The sequence below is a fragment of the Chlamydiota bacterium genome, assembly GCA_012729785.1.
Taxonomy (GTDB): domain Bacteria; phylum Auribacterota; class Tritonobacteria; order UBA1439; family UBA1439; genus UBA1439.
The window spans coordinates 1-16,942 of record JAAYCL010000042.1; the positions used below are offsets into that span (position 1 = coordinate 1).

A 16,942-nucleotide genomic window follows, 5' to 3' on the forward strand; every position below is an offset into this window, starting at 1 on the left:
CATAACCAGCATGCCCTTCCAGGTCACTTTGCCCCCCTTCCCCGTCACGGAAAGCGGGCAGTTTACCAACTCCCGAATAGGACATTTTAACTTTGCACGAATAGGACATTATCGTATTGCGATTACACCCTTTTAGCGCGGAGAGGGCGGCTAAGGCTCCACGCGCGTCACCGTGCCGCGGTTGAAGTAGACGATCGTCCTGGCGCCGTCGCGGGTGTAGATCCAGCGGTCGGTGTAGACGCCGACGCCGTGGACCGGGTGCGTCAAATCGGGCCAGCCCCAGGCGTCCCGGACCTCCCGCGGCGTCATCCCCGGGAGCACCTCCTTCCGGCGGATCGCCGCGCGCACCGCGCGCTCGCGCGAGAGCCGCTCGGCGACCGGGTCGGGGGAGGGCGGGGCCGCGGGGCCGCTGAACGGGGGCTGGGCGGGGAAGACGAACGGCCCCGTCTCGGGGCCGGTCTCCTCCTCCGGCTGCTCGTTTGAAACGGGGGTCGGGGAGGGGGCGGGCCCGGGAGGGGGCGGGTTGCTCTCCGCCTGCGCGCTCTCGTCCTTGTAGCGGGCGTCGCGCGTCTGCCACTCCTCCGCCAGCCGCCGGTCCTCCTCGGGCGAGTCCTTCCGCACGGAGACGATGGAGGAGCGCGACAAGAACAGCTCCGCCCCCCCCACGCGGAGGACGAGATGCGTGTCGGTCTCCCCGGCGATGACGCCCGTGTAGCGCGAACCGTTCGCGCAGGTCACGGTGTCCGCCGCGGCGGGGGAAACGATACACGCCGCCAGGAGCGGGGCGAAAGACAATCCGCGGCGGTTCACCGGGAGACGCTCCTTTCGTTCAGCGGTTGATCTGCGTCAGTACGCCGTTCTCGAAATAGAGGTCCACCAGGCCCTCCCCCTCGCGGCGGTAGGTCCACCGGTCGGTCGAGGTGTGCGGCCCCCGCACCGGATGCGTGAGGTCGGGGCTCCCCCACGCCGCCCGCGCCTCCCGCTCCGTCATCCCGACGAGGACCCGGCGTTCACGGATGGCCGCCCCGACTTCCTGTTTCCATCGGAGTTCGCGCCGCCGGTCCGGGGGGTCGGGCCGGGGCGGGTGGCTCTCCGCGGCGTCCGCCGGTTCCGGGAGCCCCGCGTAAGGCGTTGCGGCGGGCGGCGGATCGGGCGGAGGCGCCGTGGGCGGCCCCGGGGTCGCGGCCTTGTCCGCCCTTCGCGCCCGCTCCCAGGTTCCCAGGAGCGCGGCGTTCTCGGCGCCGTCCTCGCGCGTTGTCGAGGCGATCAGCGAGCGCGGGATCTCCACGCGGCGGCCGTGAAGGACGACGGTGACGGCGGCGGCCGTCTCCTCCTCTATGACGCAGCGGAGGGTCCGTCCGTCCCTGTAGGTGAGCGTGTCGGCGCCCGCCGGGGCGCCGGCCGCGAGTGCGGCGCAGGCGAGCGCCGCGAAGCGCGTCTTCATGCGGCGCGATTGTGCCACAGGGACGGCGGCCCCTCAAGCCGAAAAGGGGAGAAAAGAGGCCCTTCCGCAGTGCAGTTCCAGGTGTCCCATAGGTCCTATAGGACCTATGGGTCCTATGGGACGCGGCAGGCCCCGCCGCCGGCGCCCGCCTGTCCCGCGCCCCGCGGGAAGCGCCCCATTTTTCGTGTCCCCATTTTCGTTGCGCGGGTGTGCCGATTGTGGCACGATGGCCGAAGTGCCGGCACTTCCGGACGGGCGCGGAGGGGGGCGAAGCGATGAACCTCGAGGACGAGATACTCGGCGTGGAGGAGGAGGCCGCGAAGATCGTCGCCGCGGCCCAGGCGGAGGCGAAGGAGATACTCGGCGGCGCCGAGGAGGGGCGGAAGCGGATCCGCGAGGAGGCGGCGCGGCGCGTCCGCGAGGAAAAGGAGCGGCTGGCGCGCGCCCACGAGGCCTCGCTCGCGGAGTCCGTCGCGCAGGTCGCCCGCGAGCGCGATCGGAACGTGGCGGCGGTCGAGGCGGTGCGCGCCGCCCGCGCCGGGGGCTGCGTCCGCGGGATCGTCGAGATGCTTCTGAAGGGGTAAGGCGTGGCCATCGAGCGGATGAAGCGGATCACCCTCCTATTCCCCGCGCGGGACGGCGAGGCGGTCGAGGAGTGGCTCTTCGACCGGGGGGTGCTCCACCTCGAGCGCTGCGACGGGGAGTTCGCCCGGCTCTCCGGGGCGGGCGGGCCGCTCTGCATCGACTGCCAGGAGGCGGCCGAGCGCCTGGCCTGGATCAGGGACCTCCTCGCCGAGGCGGAGGCCGTCGCTCCCGCCAAGAAGAGCTTCCTCGACGCGATGCTGCCGGTCAAGGCGGTGGTGTCGGCGGGTGAGATGGAGTCGGCGCTCCGGGGCGTCGATCTCAAGGGCCTCCACGGGCGCGTGAAAGAGAAGACCGCGGAGCGGAAGGGCCTCCTCGCGAGGATGCACCACCTCGAGCACGAGCGCGGCCTCCTAGGCGAGTTCTCCTTCGTCGCCGCGCCGCTATCGCGACTCAAGGGGCTCCGGCGGACGTTCTGCATCGTCTTCGACGGCGACGCCGCGCGGGTCGAGAACCTCGCCCGCGACGCCGAGGCCTCGGCCCTGCTCGCCTGGCAGATCAGGAGGCGCGAGGGCGAGCGCATCGTCCTGGCGGGGGCCGGGCTCGCCGCGGACGCGGCGCGGTGCGCCGGCATCCTCCGGGCCCACGGCTTCCACGTGCGCGACTACCCGGAGTTCGACGGGGTCGCCGCGGAGCGCCTCGCCGGAATCGAGGCGGAGAAGGCGGCGGTCCGGGAGGGGCTCGCCGGCTGCGACCGGGCGATCCGGGAGCTGCTCGCCCCCGATACGGTTCGCATGCTCCGGTGCCTCAAGGGGCACTGGGAGAGCGAGAAGCGCCGCGGCGAGCGCGCCTCCGCGATGGTCTGCTCCAGGAAGGTCGGGGTGGCCCGCGGCTACGTCCGCGAGGCTGACGCGAGGGGCCTCGCCTCCTCCGTCGAGGAGGCGTTCCCCGGGGCCGGCGTCGCCCTCGCCGACCCCGAGCCGTCGGAGAGCGTGCCGGTCTCCATCCGGCTCGGGCGGTGGGCCCGCCCGGGGCAGCTCCTGATCAGTATGTTCGGCCTCCCCAACTACTTCACCTTCGACCCGACGCCGTTCCTCCTGGCCGTCTTCCTCGCGTTCTTCGGCATCTGCTTCGCGGACGTGGTCTACGGCCTCCTCCTCTCGTGGTGCTCCTGGCGGCTGATGCGGCGCTACGCCGCCCAGGAGAACATACGCGAGTTCTTCCGCCTCTTCCTGTACTGCGGCGCGAGCTGCATCCTCTTCGGGGTCGTGACGGGGAGCTGGGCGGCCGACATCTACTCCGCCGACTACCTCGGGAAGGACAACGCCTTCCTCCGGTTCGTCCAGGCGACCACGCTCATCGATATGCTCGCCAAGCCGGTCGTCGCCCTCGTGCTCTCCCTCGGCATCGGGGTGGCGACGCAGTTCTACGGCATCCTCTTGCGCGCGATGAAGGACTGGCGGCAGGGGAACGTCGCGGGGGCGCTCTTCGACGGGGTGCTCTGGCTCGTCTACCTCGGGGGACTGCTCGTCTTCGCCGTCTCGGCCATCGGCGGCGCGGGCGGCTCCCTGCTGACGCGCGTCAGCGGGGGCCTCGTCGTCCTCTCCGCCGCCGGGCTCGTCCTGACCCAGGGGCGCGACCAGGAGGGGTGGCCGGCGAGGATCGTCACCGGCCTCGTCAGCCTCTACGGCATCCTGGGGTCGTACGGCACGACCTCGTTCGTGGGCGACGTGCTCAGCTACTCGCGCCTGCTCGCGCTCGGGCTGAACACCTACATCGTGGGGATGTCGTTCAACATCATCGCCACCATCGTCCCCGAGATCGTGACGAGCGTCTTCCCCGCCCTCGGGGGGGCCATGTCGGCGTGGTGGTGCGGGGGCGTGCTGGTGGTGCTCGTGATGATCGCGGGGCACCTGTTCAACTTCGTGATGAGCATCCTGAGCGCCTTTGTGCACTCGGCGCGCCTGATCCTCCTCGAGTTCTTCGGGCGTTTCTACCAGGGGGACGGGCGGTGGTTCGAGCCGCACGGCTTCTCGAGCGAAAGCGTGCAGCTCGGCGGATGAGGGGACTCGGGCCGTCGCGCGGCGGGGTCCGCGACGGGCGGTCCGTCAAAGAGGAGGGGGGTATGGTCGCACTGTTGAGTCACTATCTTCTCCAGACGGGGTTCGCGTGGGCCGTGGCCGGGGCCATGGCGTCGGTGATGCTCTCGGGCCTGGGCAGCGCGAAGGGGATACGCGTCGCGGGGGCGCAGGCGGGCGGCGTGCTCTCAGAGCAGCCGGAGCTCTTCGGCAAGCTGCTGGTCCTCATCGCCCTGCCCGGCACGCAGGGCTTCTACGGCTTCATCTGCGCCATTATGATCGCGCTGCGGTGCGGTCTGATCGGCGGGAAGGTCGAGACGACGCCGCTCGTCGGCATCGCCATCTTCTTCATCGGCCTCGCCACCGGCGTCGTGGAGTGGAAGAGCGCCATCTTCCAGGGCGAGACGTCCGCCGCGGCGATCAACCTCACCGCCAAGAAGCCGGACGAGAGCGGGCGGGCCATCCTCCTGCCGGCGCTCGTCGAGACGTACGCGGTCATCGCGCTCCTCGCGGCCATCCTGATGATCATCTGGGTCACCGCGCCCGGCGCCGTCACCGTGGGCGCCGCCGCCCAATGAACCGCGCGATGGAGCGGATACGGGGGGCGGTGCGGGCGGAGGCCGAGGCGGAGGCCGCCCACGTCGTCGCCGAGGCGCGGGAGGGGCTCCGGGGCCTCCTCGAGGAGGCCCGGGTCCAGGAGGAGCGCAAGGCCCTCGCGGAGATCGAGGCGGAGCGCCTCCGCCTCTCGCAGGAGGCGTTCCGCGAGGTCTCCCGCTCCCGGCGCGACGCGCGCCTCGCCCTCCTCGCCGCCCGCAACCGCGTGATCGACGGCATCTTCTCCGCCGCGCGCGAGGAGGCGCTGCGCATCCCGCCCGGCCGCTACCGCGGCATCCTCGCGGCCTGGCTGGCGACGGTCGACGCGCCCCGGGGCGGCGAGGTGGTCCCGGCGGAGCGCGACGCGGCCCTCGTGGGGGAGCTGGTGCGGGAGGCCAACGCCTCCCGCCCCGCCGAGGCGGCGTTTACGATGTCCGGGGCCCGGGCGCCCTTCGAGAGCGGCTTCGTCGTCAGGACCGCGCAGTACGTGGTCGAGCGTTCGCTCGACGGGTGGCTCGAGGAGCGGAAGAGGGAGATGGCGCCGCGCCTCGAGCGCGAGCTCTTCGGGGGGGGGGATGGCGGCGCGGACTGAATCGGCCGCGGAGTGGGGGTATGTGTCGGGCCGGTGCGCCGCGCTCGAGCGGGACCTCCTCGACGGGGCGTTCTTCCGGGAGCTCTTGGACGCCCCGGACGCCGCGGCGGCGGCCGCCCTCCTCGGCAAGACCACCTACGGGGAGCTCTTCCCGCATCCGGCGTCGCTCGAGGCGTACGACCGCGTCCTCGACGGGCACCTGCGGGAATGCCTCGACTCGCTCGGGGAGGGGTGCCCCCCGGACGGGCCCGTGGATATCGTCCGGCGCGAGGCGGAGCTCCGCGACGTCCACGGGCTGCTCGCGGAATCGGATGTGGCGCGCGGATCCGCGGAGGAGGTCGAGCGCTGGGCGTCCCGCCTGGGAGGCGGGCACCCGTGGCTGGCCGGTTTCTCGGTGCCCGCGGAGCGGCGGGGGCTGTTCGCCTCCCAGCCCGTCAGGGCGTTCTCGCTCTGGACGGACTCCGCGTTCCTGGGGGAGCTGCGCCGCATCGCGGCGGCGCGCCCGGGGCTCGCCCCGTTTCTCGACGCGCGCATCTCCCTCGCGGTCCTCGGGGTCTGCTGGCGCGCCTTCCGGGAGGGGCTCGGGATGGAGTGGCTCGACGGCTTCTTCTTCCGGGACGCGCTCGCCGCGCCGCCGCGCCGGGCGCTCGCCGGCGCGGGCAAGGACCCGGCGGCGCTCGCGAAACTCATCGCGCCGCCAGGCTTCGAGCCGACGGCCGAGAAGTTCGACGAGACGTTCGGGCGGCAGGCCGACGACTTCCTCACCGCCGTCGCGCGGGGCGCGGCGTACGAGGTCAGCGGCCCGGGGCGTGTCCTCTTCTACGTCAGGATGCTCTGGGTCGAGCACCTGAACCTGCGGCTCTGCATCGCGGCGGTGCTGACCCCGCTGGACCGCGCCGACGTCAGGACGAGGTTGCGCAATGGCTGAGGGGCGGATGCTGGTCATCGGGAACGCGCAGGTCATTCTGCCGTTCCGCGCGGCGGGGGCCGTGCTCAGGCCCGCGGAGGACGCCGACGGGGTCCGGCGGGCGCTCGCGGGGCTCGCCGAGGAGCCCCCCGGCTCACTCGTCCTGCTGACGGAGGAGGCGGCCGCGCTGGCCCCGGACGCCGTCGGGGAGTTCGAGGAGGAGGGGAGGCACGCCCTCCTGGTCATCCCGACGCGCCGGCGGGAGAAGAGCGCGGGGCTCGAGAGGATGCGGCACGCCATCGTCCGGTCGGTGGGCGTGGACCTGATCGCGCGCGCGTCCTCCGAGTCGGTCGGCGAGCAGGTCGCCCGCATCGAGGAGGAGTAGGGGGCGTTGGCCGCGGAGGGCGCGACGAAGCGAAGCGGGATGCGGAGCAACGCGGATCACGCAGTATGAACGCGGATCGAGCCGTCTGAACCGTTCGGCCTACGCACTGTTCGCCGGCGCCAAGGAGAACGAGGGATGAGCGAGAGGAAGACCCAGGGGACGATCGTGAAGGTGAGCGGGCCGCTCGTCGTGGCCGAGGGGCTCGAGGGCGCCCGGATGTACGAGATGGTGCGCGTCGGTACGATGGGCCTCTTCGGCGAGGTCATCGAGATCCGCGGCGGGCGATACTCCATCCAGGTCTACGAGGAGACGGGCGGCATCGGCCCCGGGGAGCCGGTCGTGTCGACCGGGGCGCCCCTCACGGTGGACCTCGGCCCGGGGCTCCTGACCTCCATCTTCGACGGGGTGCAGCGGCCGCTGGACCGGCTGCGCGCGAAGTACGGCGACTTCGTGGTGCGCGGCGCCGAGGCCCCCGCCATCGACCGGACGAAGAAGTGGCGCTTCGTCCCGCGGGCGAAGAAGGGCGACCGGGTGCGCGGGGGGGACATCCTCGGCGTCATCCAGGAGACCGCCGTCATCGAGCACCGCGTGATGGTCCCGCCGGGGATGGAGGGGACGGTCGAGTCCGTCGCGGAGCGGGAGCTCACGCTCGACGACGCGGTCGCCACGCTCCGGACGGCGGACGGGACGCGGGACGTGCCGCTCCTCCAGAGGTGGCCGGTGCGGACGCCGCGCCCCGTGAAGAGGCGCATCCCGCCCGAGAAGCCGCTCGTGACCGGTCAGCGCGTGCTCGACACGTTCTTCCCCATCTCGAAGGGCGGCACCGCCTGCGTGCCGGGCCCGTTCGGCAGCGGCAAGACCGTGGTCCAGCACCAGCTGGCGAAATGGGCCGACGCGGACCTGATCGTCTACGTCGGCTGCGGCGAGCGGGGCAACGAGATGACCGAGGTGCTGATCGAGTTCCCGCAGCTCCCCGACCCGCGCACGGGGCGCCCGCTCATCGAGCGCACCGTCCTCGTCGCCAACACCTCCAATATGCCGGTCGCCGCCCGCGAGGCCTCCGTCTTCACCGGCATTACCATCGCCGAGTATTACCGCGATATGGGGTACAGCGTCGCCCTGATGGCCGACTCGACGTCGCGCTGGGCCGAGGCGATGCGCGAGATGTCGGGGCGGCTCGAGGAGATGCCGGGCGAGGAGGGATACCCCGCCTACCTCGCCTCCCGCATCGCGAGCTTCTACGAGCGCGCCGGGCGGGTGGTCTGCGAGGGGAGCGCGGACCGGGAGGGGAGCCTGTCGGTCATCGGGGCCGTCAGCCCCCCCGGCGGCGACCTCTCCGAGCCGGTCGTCCAGGCGACGCTCCGGGTGGTCAAGGTCTTCTGGCGCCTCGACGACAAGCTCGCGGGCCAGCGCCACTTCCCCGCCATCAACTGGCTCCAGAGCTACTCCCTCTACCAGGAGCTCGTGGATGGGGCGGCCAGCCGGGACGTGAACCAGTACTGGGCGAACAACCGCCAGGGGGCGATGGCCATCCTCAAGCGGGAGTCGGAGCTCGACGAGCTCGTCCGGCTCGTCGGGATGGACGCCCTCTCCGCGCAGGACCGCCTCCTGATGGAGGCCGCCAAGATGATCCGCGAGGACTTCCTTCACCAGAACGCGCACGACCCGGTGGACACCTACACCTCGCTCCCCAAGCAGTTCAAGCTGCTGCAGATCATCATCGCCTTCTACCACTGGGCGTACGCGGCGATCGCCGTGGGCGCCGAGCTCGACGATGTCATCGCCCTGCCCGTGCGCGCCGAGATCTCCCGCGCGAAGGGGGTGCCGGAGGAGGAGCTCGGGAGGCTCGACGAGCTCCGGGAGCGGGTTCGCGCTGCGATCGAGGCCCTCAAATTACGCGGAGAACGGCTATGAGGAAGGAATACCTGACCGTAGAGAACATCGTCGGACCGCTGATGCTGGTGCAGGACGTGGGCGGCGTCGCCTTCGGTGAGATCGCCGAGATCCTGATGCCCGGGGGCGCCGTGCGGCACGGGCAGGTCCTCGAGGTCCACGAGGACAAGGCGCTCGTGCAGGTCTTCGAGGGGACGAGCGGCCTCACCCCCGGCTCGGTGCGCGTCAAGTTCCTCGGCAAGGGGCTCCAGATCGGGCTCTCGCGCGACATCGTCGGGAGGGTGTTCGACGGCTTCGGCCGCACGATCGACGGCGGCCCCGCCCTCATCCCGGAGAAGTACCTCGACGTCAACGGCATCCCGATCAACCCCGAGGCCCGGGACTACCCGATGGAGTTCATCCAGACCGGCATCTCCACGATCGACGTCCTCAACACGCTCGTCCGCGGGCAGAAGCTCCCCATCTTCTCGGCGTCGGGCCTGCCGCACTCCCGGCTCGCCGCGCAGATCGCCCGGCAGGCGAAGGTCCTGAAGACCGGCGAGCAGTTCGCGGTCGTCTTCGCCGCGATGGGGATCACCTTCGAGGAGGCCGACTTCTTTATGCGGGAGTTCGAGAGGACCGGGGCCCTCGAGCGCGCGGTCCTCTTCATCAACCTCGCCAACGATCCGCCGATCGAGCGGATCGCGGTGCCCCGGATGGCGCTCACCGCCGCGGAGTACCTCGCCTACGAGGTGGGGATGCACATCCTCGTGGTGATGACCGATATGACGAACTACTGCGAGGCGCTGCGCGAGGTCTCGGCCGCGCGGAAGGAGGTCCCCTCCCGCCGCGGCTACCCCGGCTACCTCTACACGGACCTGTCCACGATCTACGAGCGCGCCGGCCGGATCAAGGGCAAGGGCGGCTCGATCACGCAGATGCCCATACTCACGATGCCCGAGGACGACAAGACGCACCCGATCCCCGACCTCACCGGCTACATCACGGAGGGGCAGATCATCCTCTCCCGCTCCCTGCACAACGAGGGGATCTATCCGCCCGTGGACGTCCTCCCCTCGCTCTCGCGACTGAAGGACCGCGGCATCGGCGAGGGGAAGACGCGCGAGGACCACTCGGGGGTGATGAACCAGCTCTACGCCGCCTACGCGCGCGGGCGGTCGGCGAAGGAGATCGCGGTGGTGCTCGGCGAGTCGGCGCTCACGCCGATCGACGTCCTCTACGTGAAGTTCGCCGAGCGCTTCGAGAAGGAGTTCATCGCGCAGGGGGAGGCGGAGAACCGGGAGATCGCCGCGGCCCTCGACATCGGATGGCGGCTCCTCGGCATATTGCCAGAGGAGGAGCTCAAGCGGATCAAGGTGGAGCAGATCAGGAAGTACTACAAGAAGCTATAAGCTGCAAGCTCACAGTACTTACGCAAGCTGAACTTATAGCGTACGGCTTGCAACCGGACATTATGCAGATCGCCGTCAACCCGAACCGGATGGAGCTGCTCAAGCTCCGCGCGCGCCTCGACCTGTCGGTGCGCGGACACAAGCTCCTCAAGGAGAAACTCGAGGGGCTGGTGAAGGAGTTCATCCCGCGCGTCGCGGAGTACCGGCGGAAGCGCCGCCTCGTCGACGGGGCGCTGCCGCGGACGCTCGGCCTCTTCGCCCTCGCCGCCGCGAGCTCCTCGCGGGAGACGGTGTCGCGCGCGCTCGAGGAGTGCCGGGGCGAGGCCGTGATCACGGCGGACACGGTGCGGGTGATGGGCATCGGAGCCCCGTCGTTCTCGATGGGGGAGTTCCGGGTCGAGATGGCGTACAGCCTCGTCGCCACGCCGCCCGAGCTCGATCTCGCCGCCAGCCGGCTCGGCTCGTTGCTCCCGATGATCGTCGAGCTCGCCTCGCTCGAGGAGCTTCTGCGGCGCCTCGTCCGCGAGATCGAGAAGACGCGCCGCCGCGTCAACGCGCTCGAGTACGTTATGATACCGGGGATCGCCTCGGCCAGGAAAACCATCGAGGCGAAGCTCGAGGAGGCGGACCGCAGCTCACGTGTCCGCCTGATGAAGGTCAAGGAGATCCTCGAAGCCCGCGGGATGTAGTGTCGTGTCGCAGAAGTCTCGCTGCATTTTTGTCATCCCGGTAGACGTTGTATGTAACTGCTTCGGGTGAAAAGAAATACGCCTTTAATCGCCCCGGGGGCGATTAAAGGCGTATTTCTTTGCGGAGCAATCAGTTGGATACAACGTCTCCCCTGAAGATTATCTTGCATGGGAAAAGATAAGATGCTATCTTTTCCTATCGTTTAGGATAAGAAAAGATCTTGCATATCATGACAACAAGAACCCCTTCAGGACGTTACGTAGCCATCTCGACGGCGGGAGAAGTCTGCAGGGCGTTCATCCCCGATCCTCTTCCACCCGCCGCCATGCCCTCGGTTGCCGCGATCCAGGATCTCTACGAGAAAGCCAACAGAGCCCTCGGCAAACTCGACGGTTTGGCGTCGGCGCTGCCGGAGGTATCACTGGTGCTCTACATGTACATCCGCAAGGAAGCGGTCCTCTCCTCGCAGATCGAGGGGACGCAATCCTCGCTTGCCGACCTGCTCTTGTTCGAGGACGAGGGCGTCCCAGGAGTCCCGCGGGATGACGTCCGGGAAGTATCGAACTACGTCGCCGCCCTGACGCACGGCGTGCAGCGGCTCGGGGAAGGTTTCCCTCTGTCGCTCCGCCTGATTCGAGAGATTCACCATATCCTTCTCTCCAAGGGGCGCGGGCACGACAAGGATCCGGGGGAATTCCGTAGATCGCAGAACTGGATCGGCGGCACGCGGCCGGGCAATGCGCTCTTCGTCCCGCCTCCGCCGGCAAACGTCATGGAGTGCATGGGCGCCCTTGAAAAATTCCTTCACAACGATCCCCTCCCGACCCCCACGCTCATCAAGGCCGCCTTGAGCCACGTGCAGTTCGAAACAATCCATCCGTTTCTGGACGGGAACGGCCGGCTCGGGCGGCTGCTGATCACGCTGCTCCTCTGTGCGGAAAACGTGCTCAAGGAGCCGCTGCTGTACTTGAGTCTGTATTTCAAGAAACACCGTGCGCAGTACTACGAACTCCTGGGCAAGGTGAGGACCGAAGGGGACTGGCAGGGCTGGCTGGAGTATTTCTTGCGGGGGGTGAAAGCCACGTGCGATCAAGCCGCGCATACCGCGACGAGGCTTCTCGCACTGTTCGAAGAGGATCGAGAGCGTATCCAGAGGATCGGACGCCCTGCGGGTTCCGCGCTGCGCGTGTATCAGTACTTGAAGCGCAAACCCCTTACGACGGTCCCCACGGCCGCGCGCGCCCTGGATCTGACCGAGCCGACGGTCCGTTCATCCATCCGGCATCTCGCCGATCTCGGGATCGTCAAGGAGATAGGCGCGCGCAAGAGAAACCGTCTCTTCGCCTACGACACCTACATCGGAATCTTGAGTGAGGGAACCGAACCGCTATGACCGATCCGAGGCTGCCTTCTCCGTTCGATCTTGCCTTTGCAAAGGTGCAGGAACTCGCCGCTACGTAAGAAGATGATCGCGCGTGCGCATACCGAGAAGCGGCGGAAAGGCATCGTCCTTCGCGTTGTGCGGAGGCAGGATCTGATACGGTTGAAAACCGACCGCACGTCACACCTCGATCGGGCGGAGATGGAGTTTCTGAAAGGATCCGGCAGCGATGAGTACCAGCAGGGCGTGGCGCGCCATAGAGAAGGTAGCCGAACTCAACGAGCGAGTTCAAATCGGGGTCGGACCACGATACCCTTCTCAACACCAGCGTGTTACGCCGTTTTACCCCCTCAAAAATGGCCGTACAGGCGTTTATCGACCCTGAAAAATGCGTGTACGCGTGCGATCATGGGAGCGCCCATCGCCGCAGTGCCTGGTGACCCGCCCCGCTCCTATCGCCGCGTCTTTACACACCCCCCGCAACTGATTACACTGCTGATGCATTCCGGGACGTCGATGCTCCGCGGCGGGAAGCGCGGGCGCGAAGGGCGGAAGCGCGCGGAATCCACCGCGATGCGGGCGGGGCCGACATGATCGAGGGCGTCAAGAAGGCGCTGAGGAAGTACTGGGGCTACGAGGGGTTTCTGCCGCTCCAGGAGCGGGCGATGGGGTGCGTCGTCGCGGGCCGCGACTGCATCGTCGTCCTGCCGACGGGGGGAGGGAAGTCGCTCTGCTTCCAGGCGCCGGCGGTCACGATGCCGGGCATGGCGGTCGTGGTCTCCCCCCTGCTGTCGCTGATGAAGGACCAGGTCGACGCGTTGACGGAGTGCGGGGTGCCCGCGGCGCGCATCGACAGCACCCAAACGCCCGGGGAGCGTCGAGCCGTTCTGGACCGGATACGGAAGAAGGGGCTCAAGCTCCTCTACCTGTCGCCGGAGCGGATCTTCGCGGACGGCTTCATGGAGTTTCTCCAACGGGCCAGCCCCTCCTTCTTCGCCGTCGATGAGGCCCACTGCGTGAGCATGTGGGGGCACGACTTCCGGCCGGAGTACCGGCGGCTGGGCCTGCTGAAGGATGCGTTGCCGGGCGTCGCCGTCCACGCCTACACCGCCACCGCCACGGAGCCGGTGCGCCGCGACATCGCGCGGTACCTGCGTCTGGAGGATCCCGAGGAGCTGGTCGGCTCGATGGACCGGCCGAATCTCGTCTACAAGGTCGAGCGGCGCACGGCAAGGATGCAACAGGTCCAAGCGGTCCTGGACCGGCACAAGGGCGAATCGGGGATCGTCTACTGCATCCGGCGGGCGGATGTCGACGATCTGTGCGCCGCCCTGGCCGCGAAGGGCTATCGCGCGATGCCGTACCACGCGGGCATGGCGGACGAAGACCGGAAGGCGAGCCAGGACGCCTTCATCGAGGAGCGGTGCGGCATCATCGTCGCCACCATCGCCTTCGGGATGGGCATCGACAAGTCCAACGTGCGGTACGTGATCCACGCGGGGATGCCGAAGTCGATCGAGCACTACCAGCAGGAGAGCGGACGGGCCGGCCGCGACGGGCTCGAGGCCGAGTGCTGCCTGCTCTACTCCGGCGGCGACTATGGAATCTGGAACCGGATCATGCGCGGGGAGAAGCCGGAGGCGCGTGAGATCTCCATCCGCAAGCTGAACGACATGTACCGGTACTGCACCGGGGTGGTGTGCCGGCACCGGGCGATCCTGGACTACTTCGGGCAGGGCCAGGACAGGGAGAATTGCGCGGCCTGCGACGTGTGCCTCGGGGATCTGGACTGCGTGGAGGACCCCCTGACGCTCGGCCGAAAGATCCTCTCCTGCGTCGTGCGTCTCGGGGAGCGGTTCGGAGGCGACTACACGGCCGCCGTTCTGATCGGTTCGCGCGATCAGCGGATTCTCGGGAACGGGCACGATGCGCTGAGCACCTACGGCATCCTGTCCGCATTCCCTCAACGCGCCGTACGCGACTGGCTCGAACAGCTCGCGGCGCAGGGGTGCGTACGGAAGACCGGCGACTACCACGTCCTCAAGGTCACCGAGAAGGGCTGGCGCGTGCTGAGGGGGGAGGAAAGCCCCCGCCTGCTCGCGCCCGCGAAAGGCCGGCCCAGAACGGCCAGGACGGCAAAGGACTCGTGGGAGGGGGTGGACGCGGGACTATTCGAGGAGCTGCGTGCGGTGCGAAGGGATGTCGCGCGCAGGAAGGGGGTCCCGGCGTATGTCGTGTTCGGCGACGCCGCGCTCCGCGACATGGCCCGCAGGAGACCCTGCACTCCCGCGGAATTCATGGAAGTCAACGGAGTGGGGGAAAAGAAGTGCAGACAGTTCGGCTCCGTTTTCCTTGCCGCCATCCGTACGCACGTCAGCAATTGTAGACGTTGTACGTAACTGTTTCGGGAGGAAAGAGATACGCCTTTAATCGTCCTCGGGACGATTAAAGGCGCATTTCATTGCAGGGCAAGCAATTGGATACAACGTCTGCGGTCAGGCAGCTTTGGTGACCTTGCCGGCCTTGAGGCAGCCGGTACAGATGAGGATCCGCTTCGTCGTGCCGTCGATGACGGCGCGGATGCTCTGGAGGTTGGGCATGAAACGCCGCTTGGCCACGCCGGTGATGCGCCTGCCGACGCCGCCCTTCTTCTTCGCCAAACCGCGCCGCACGTATCTCCTGCCCGCCACCGGGCGCTTGCCGCAGATCGAACATACTCTCGCCATCGGGTGACTCCTTTGATCTCAGCGTGTAGGCCCGCATAATAGACGCCCCGGGGCGTTTGTGCAATACTTTTCTCGCCAAGGTTGAGATACTTTCCCCGCCGGAACCGACGGAACCCGTACGGGGTGCCGCGACGGCGAGGTCCGCCTGTGCGGGGAAACAGGCGAGAGGGGCGGGATGGGTCCGAAGGGCGCGAATCCCGAAAGGGAAGATCTGGACGGGGTGAAGGTCCAGTACGTGAAGGGCGTAGGGCCGCGGCGGGCGGCCCTCCTCGAGACGCTCGGCGTCCGCAGCGTGATGGATCTGCTCCGCCACTACCCCCGCCGCTACGACGACCGGCGGCAGATACGGAGGATCGCGCACCTCGAGGAGGGGAGGGAGGAGACGGTGCGGGGCCGGATCCTCACGATGGGGACAAAGCGGCTGAGGCGCGGGCTCAGTCTGTTCCAGCTCGCGGTGGGGGACGACACCGGCGTCGTCTATGCCACCTGGTTCAACCAGCCGTTTCTGGAGCGGCGCTTCTCCGTGGGGCAGGAACTGATCCTGACCGGGAAGGTCCAGAGGCGGCCCGAGCTCCAGATCGTCGGACCGGAGTTCGAGGTGCTCGGGGGGGAGGGAAACGACCTCCTGAATACGGGGCGGATCGTCCCGGTCTACCCGGCGAACGAGCGCCTCGGACAGCGCGCTCTCCGCGGGATGGTGCACGCGTGCCTCGAGAGATTCGCCGGCTCGGTCCCCGACATCCTTCCTCCCGCCCTCCGAGATGCCCTGGGTCTCTGCGCGACCGCCGCGGCGCTGCGCGGCATCCACTTCCCCGGCACCCCGGCGGAGCTCGAACGCGCGCGCAGGCGCCTCGTCTTCGACGAGTTCCTGCTGATGACCCTGGCGATGGTGCTGAAGAAGCGGCAGCTCGCGGAGAAGCCCGGCGCGGCGAGGTCCGCCGGCAACGGCCCGCGGTACCGCCGGTTTCTCGCGGCGCTCCCGTTCCCCCTCACCGGCGCGCAGCGGCGCGTCATCGGCGAGATCCGAGGCGACATGGCGCAGCCCCATCCGATGCACCGGCTCCTCCAGGGCGACGTCGGGTCGGGCAAGACCGTCGTCGCGGCGGCGGCCCTCCTCACCGCCGTCGACGCGGGGCACCAGGGGGTGCTGATGGCCCCGACGGAGATCCTCGCCGCGCAGCACTGGCGGACGCTCACCGCGCTCCTCGCCCCGGCGGGGATCGCGCCGCACCTGCTCATCGGCGAGATGGAGGCGGCGGAGAAGGAGGCGGTGCGCGCGGCGATTCGCCGGGACCGGCCGGCGCTTGTCGTGGGGACGCACGCGGTGATCCAGCGCGAGGTGGCCTTCTCGCGCCTGGGGATCGTGGTCGTGGACGAGCAGCACAGGTTCGGCGTCGCGCAGCGCGCGCGCCTCAAGGCCAAGGGGAGCAATCCGGACGTGCTGGTGATGACGGCGACGCCGATCCCGCGGACGCTCGCCCTCACCCTCTACGGAGACCTCGACGTCTCGATCCTCGACGAGATGCCGCCGGGGCGCGGGAAGGTCACGACCCACCTCGTCCCCCCGGAGAAGCTGGCGGCGGCGCTCGGATTCATACGCGGGGAGGCGCTGAAGGGGAAGCAGACGTACATCGTCTACCCGCTCGTCGAGGAGAGCGGGAAGCTGCCGCTCGGCGACGCGACCGGGATGGCGGAGAAACTCAAACGCGAGGTCTTCCCTGACGTCGCGGTGGGGGTGCTCCACGGCAGGATGCCGCGGGAGGAACGGGACGCGGTGATGGAGAGGTTTCGCGCGGGGGCGATCAAGGTGCTCTTCGCGACATCGGTGATCGAGGTGGGGCTCGACGTGCCGGCGGCGTGCATCATGCTGGTGCAGCACGCGGAGCGGTTCGGCCTCTCGCAGCTCCACCAGATGCGCGGGCGGATCGGGCGCGGAAAGGGGAGGTCGTACTTCCTGGTCGCGGGCGAGCCCGCGACGGAGGAGGCGAGCAAGCGGCTGGAGGCGCTCGTCTCCACGACGGACGGTTTCAAAATCGCGGAGATGGACCTCGCCCTGCGGGGGCCGGGGGAATTCTTCTCGGACCGGCAGCACGGGGGGCCGGACCTGCGGCTCGCGGACCTGTCGGGCGATCGGGAGCTCCTCGATCGCGCCCGGGAAACGGCGAATCGGATCGCCGAGGAGGACCGGATGCTGAAAAAGGAGGAGCACGCGCCGTTGCGGGCGCTGGTACGCAGGAACTACAAGGGGAGGTTCCTGCTGGGCGTGACAGGGTAGGGGG

15 protein-coding genes are annotated in these 16,942 nt (G+C 69.0%); 12 read left to right on the forward strand and 3 right to left on the reverse strand.

Going from position 1 to position 16,942, the window contains the following annotated elements; genetic code table 11:
- Nucleotides 1–150 precede the first annotated feature (150 nt).
- Nucleotides 151–810 (reverse strand): outer membrane protein assembly factor BamE, encoded by a 660-nt coding sequence (locus GXY35_10435; GenBank protein NLW94993.1) that lies wholly within the window; start codon nt 808–810, stop codon nt 151–153.
- Nucleotides 811–829: 19 nt separating this feature from the next.
- Complete coding sequence (locus GXY35_10440) at nt 830–1,444, reverse strand: outer membrane protein assembly factor BamE (protein NLW94994.1); 615 nt, start codon at nt 1,442–1,444, stop codon at nt 830–832.
- Between the two features lie 275 nt (nt 1,445–1,719).
- Between GXY35_10440 and GXY35_10445 the strand changes: the two genes are divergently transcribed.
- From GXY35_10445 to recQ, 11 genes are all read left to right on the forward strand, one after another.
- Nucleotides 1,720–2,028, forward strand: coding sequence for a hypothetical protein (locus GXY35_10445; protein NLW94995.1), 309 nt, complete (start codon nt 1,720–1,722; stop codon nt 2,026–2,028).
- A 3-nt stretch (nt 2,029–2,031) separates the two neighbouring features.
- Nucleotides 2,032–4,089, forward strand: a complete 2,058-nt coding sequence (locus tag GXY35_10450; protein ID NLW94996.1) for a hypothetical protein — start codon at nt 2,032–2,034, stop codon at nt 4,087–4,089.
- Nucleotides 4,090–4,151: 62 nt separating this feature from the next.
- A complete protein-coding gene (locus GXY35_10455) occupies nt 4,152–4,682 on the forward strand; it encodes a V-type ATP synthase subunit K (protein NLW94997.1) in 531 nt (176 codons plus the stop codon).
- A complete protein-coding gene (locus GXY35_10460) occupies nt 4,679–5,290 on the forward strand; it encodes a hypothetical protein (GenBank protein NLW94998.1) in 612 nt (203 codons plus the stop codon). Before GXY35_10455 ends, GXY35_10460 begins: the two co-directional genes overlap by 4 nt.
- Nucleotides 5,274–6,218, forward strand: a complete 945-nt coding sequence (locus tag GXY35_10465; GenBank protein NLW94999.1) for a hypothetical protein — start codon at nt 5,274–5,276, stop codon at nt 6,216–6,218. Before GXY35_10460 ends, GXY35_10465 begins: the two co-directional genes overlap by 17 nt.
- Entirely contained in the window at nt 6,211–6,582 is a 372-nt protein-coding gene (locus tag GXY35_10470) for a hypothetical protein (protein NLW95000.1), read from the forward strand. The genes GXY35_10465 and GXY35_10470 overlap by 8 nt, the downstream gene beginning before the upstream one ends.
- A gap of 135 nt (nt 6,583–6,717) precedes the next feature.
- The gene (locus GXY35_10475) at nt 6,718–8,496 is read left to right on the forward strand and encodes a V-type ATP synthase subunit A (GenBank protein ID NLW95001.1); all 1,779 of its coding nucleotides are present in this window, start codon (nt 6,718–6,720) and stop codon (nt 8,494–8,496) included.
- Nucleotides 8,493–9,866: a V-type ATP synthase subunit B gene (locus GXY35_10480; GenBank protein ID NLW95002.1), complete on the forward strand. Its 1,374-nt coding sequence runs from the start codon at nt 8,493–8,495 to the stop codon at nt 9,864–9,866. Before GXY35_10475 ends, GXY35_10480 begins: the two co-directional genes overlap by 4 nt.
- 62 nt (nt 9,867–9,928) lie before the next feature.
- Nucleotides 9,929–10,555, forward strand: coding sequence for a V-type ATP synthase subunit D (locus tag GXY35_10485; protein ID NLW95003.1), 627 nt, complete (start codon nt 9,929–9,931; stop codon nt 10,553–10,555).
- A gap of 230 nt (nt 10,556–10,785) precedes the next feature.
- Nucleotides 10,786–11,949: a Fic family protein gene (locus GXY35_10490; GenBank protein ID NLW95004.1), complete on the forward strand. Its 1,164-nt coding sequence runs from the start codon at nt 10,786–10,788 to the stop codon at nt 11,947–11,949.
- 578 nt (nt 11,950–12,527) lie between these two features.
- Nucleotides 12,528–14,336, forward strand: a complete 1,809-nt coding sequence (gene recQ / locus GXY35_10495) for a DNA helicase RecQ (GenBank protein ID NLW95005.1) — start codon at nt 12,528–12,530, stop codon at nt 14,334–14,336.
- A gap of 96 nt (nt 14,337–14,432) precedes the next feature.
- On the opposite strand, the gene GXY35_10500 is transcribed toward recQ, so the two are convergent.
- Nucleotides 14,433–14,663 carry a 50S ribosomal protein L28 gene (locus GXY35_10500; GenBank protein ID NLW95006.1) on the reverse strand — a complete coding sequence of 77 codons (231 nt, stop codon included), beginning with the start codon at nt 14,661–14,663 and terminating at the stop codon, nt 14,433–14,435.
- A gap of 175 nt (nt 14,664–14,838) precedes the next feature.
- Between GXY35_10500 and recG the strand changes: the two genes are divergently transcribed.
- Nucleotides 14,839–16,938, forward strand: a complete 2,100-nt coding sequence (gene recG, locus GXY35_10505) for an ATP-dependent DNA helicase RecG (GenBank protein ID NLW95007.1) — start codon at nt 14,839–14,841, stop codon at nt 16,936–16,938.
- Nucleotides 16,939–16,942 lie beyond the last annotated feature (4 nt).

Bases quoted from the DNA above. Each gene is read 5' to 3' on its own strand.
- GXY35_10490 (NLW95004.1), top strand. From the start codon at position 10,786: ATGACAACAAGAACCCCTTCAGGACGTTACGTAGCCATCTCGACGGCG.
- recQ (NLW95005.1), top strand. From the start codon at position 12,528: ATGATCGAGGGCGTCAAGAAGGCGCTGAGGAAGTACTGGGGCTACGAG.
- GXY35_10465 (NLW94999.1), top strand. From the start codon at position 5,274: ATGGCGGCGCGGACTGAATCGGCCGCGGAGTGGGGGTATGTGTCGGGC.
- GXY35_10470 (NLW95000.1), top strand. From the start codon at position 6,211: ATGGCTGAGGGGCGGATGCTGGTCATCGGGAACGCGCAGGTCATTCTG.
- GXY35_10475 (NLW95001.1), top strand. From the start codon at position 6,718: ATGAGCGAGAGGAAGACCCAGGGGACGATCGTGAAGGTGAGCGGGCCG.
- GXY35_10485 (NLW95003.1), top strand. From the start codon at position 9,929: ATGCAGATCGCCGTCAACCCGAACCGGATGGAGCTGCTCAAGCTCCGC.
- recG (NLW95007.1), top strand. From the start codon at position 14,839: ATGGGTCCGAAGGGCGCGAATCCCGAAAGGGAAGATCTGGACGGGGTG.
- GXY35_10455 (NLW94997.1), top strand. From the start codon at position 4,152: ATGGTCGCACTGTTGAGTCACTATCTTCTCCAGACGGGGTTCGCGTGG.
- GXY35_10480 (NLW95002.1), top strand. From the start codon at position 8,493: ATGAGGAAGGAATACCTGACCGTAGAGAACATCGTCGGACCGCTGATG.
- GXY35_10445 (NLW94995.1), top strand. From the start codon at position 1,720: ATGAACCTCGAGGACGAGATACTCGGCGTGGAGGAGGAGGCCGCGAAG.
- GXY35_10460 (NLW94998.1), top strand. From the start codon at position 4,679: ATGAACCGCGCGATGGAGCGGATACGGGGGGCGGTGCGGGCGGAGGCC.
- GXY35_10500 (NLW95006.1), bottom strand. From the start codon at position 14,663: ATGGCGAGAGTATGTTCGATCTGCGGCAAGCGCCCGGTGGCGGGCAGG.
- GXY35_10440 (NLW94994.1), bottom strand. From the start codon at position 1,444: ATGAAGACGCGCTTCGCGGCGCTCGCCTGCGCCGCACTCGCGGCCGGC.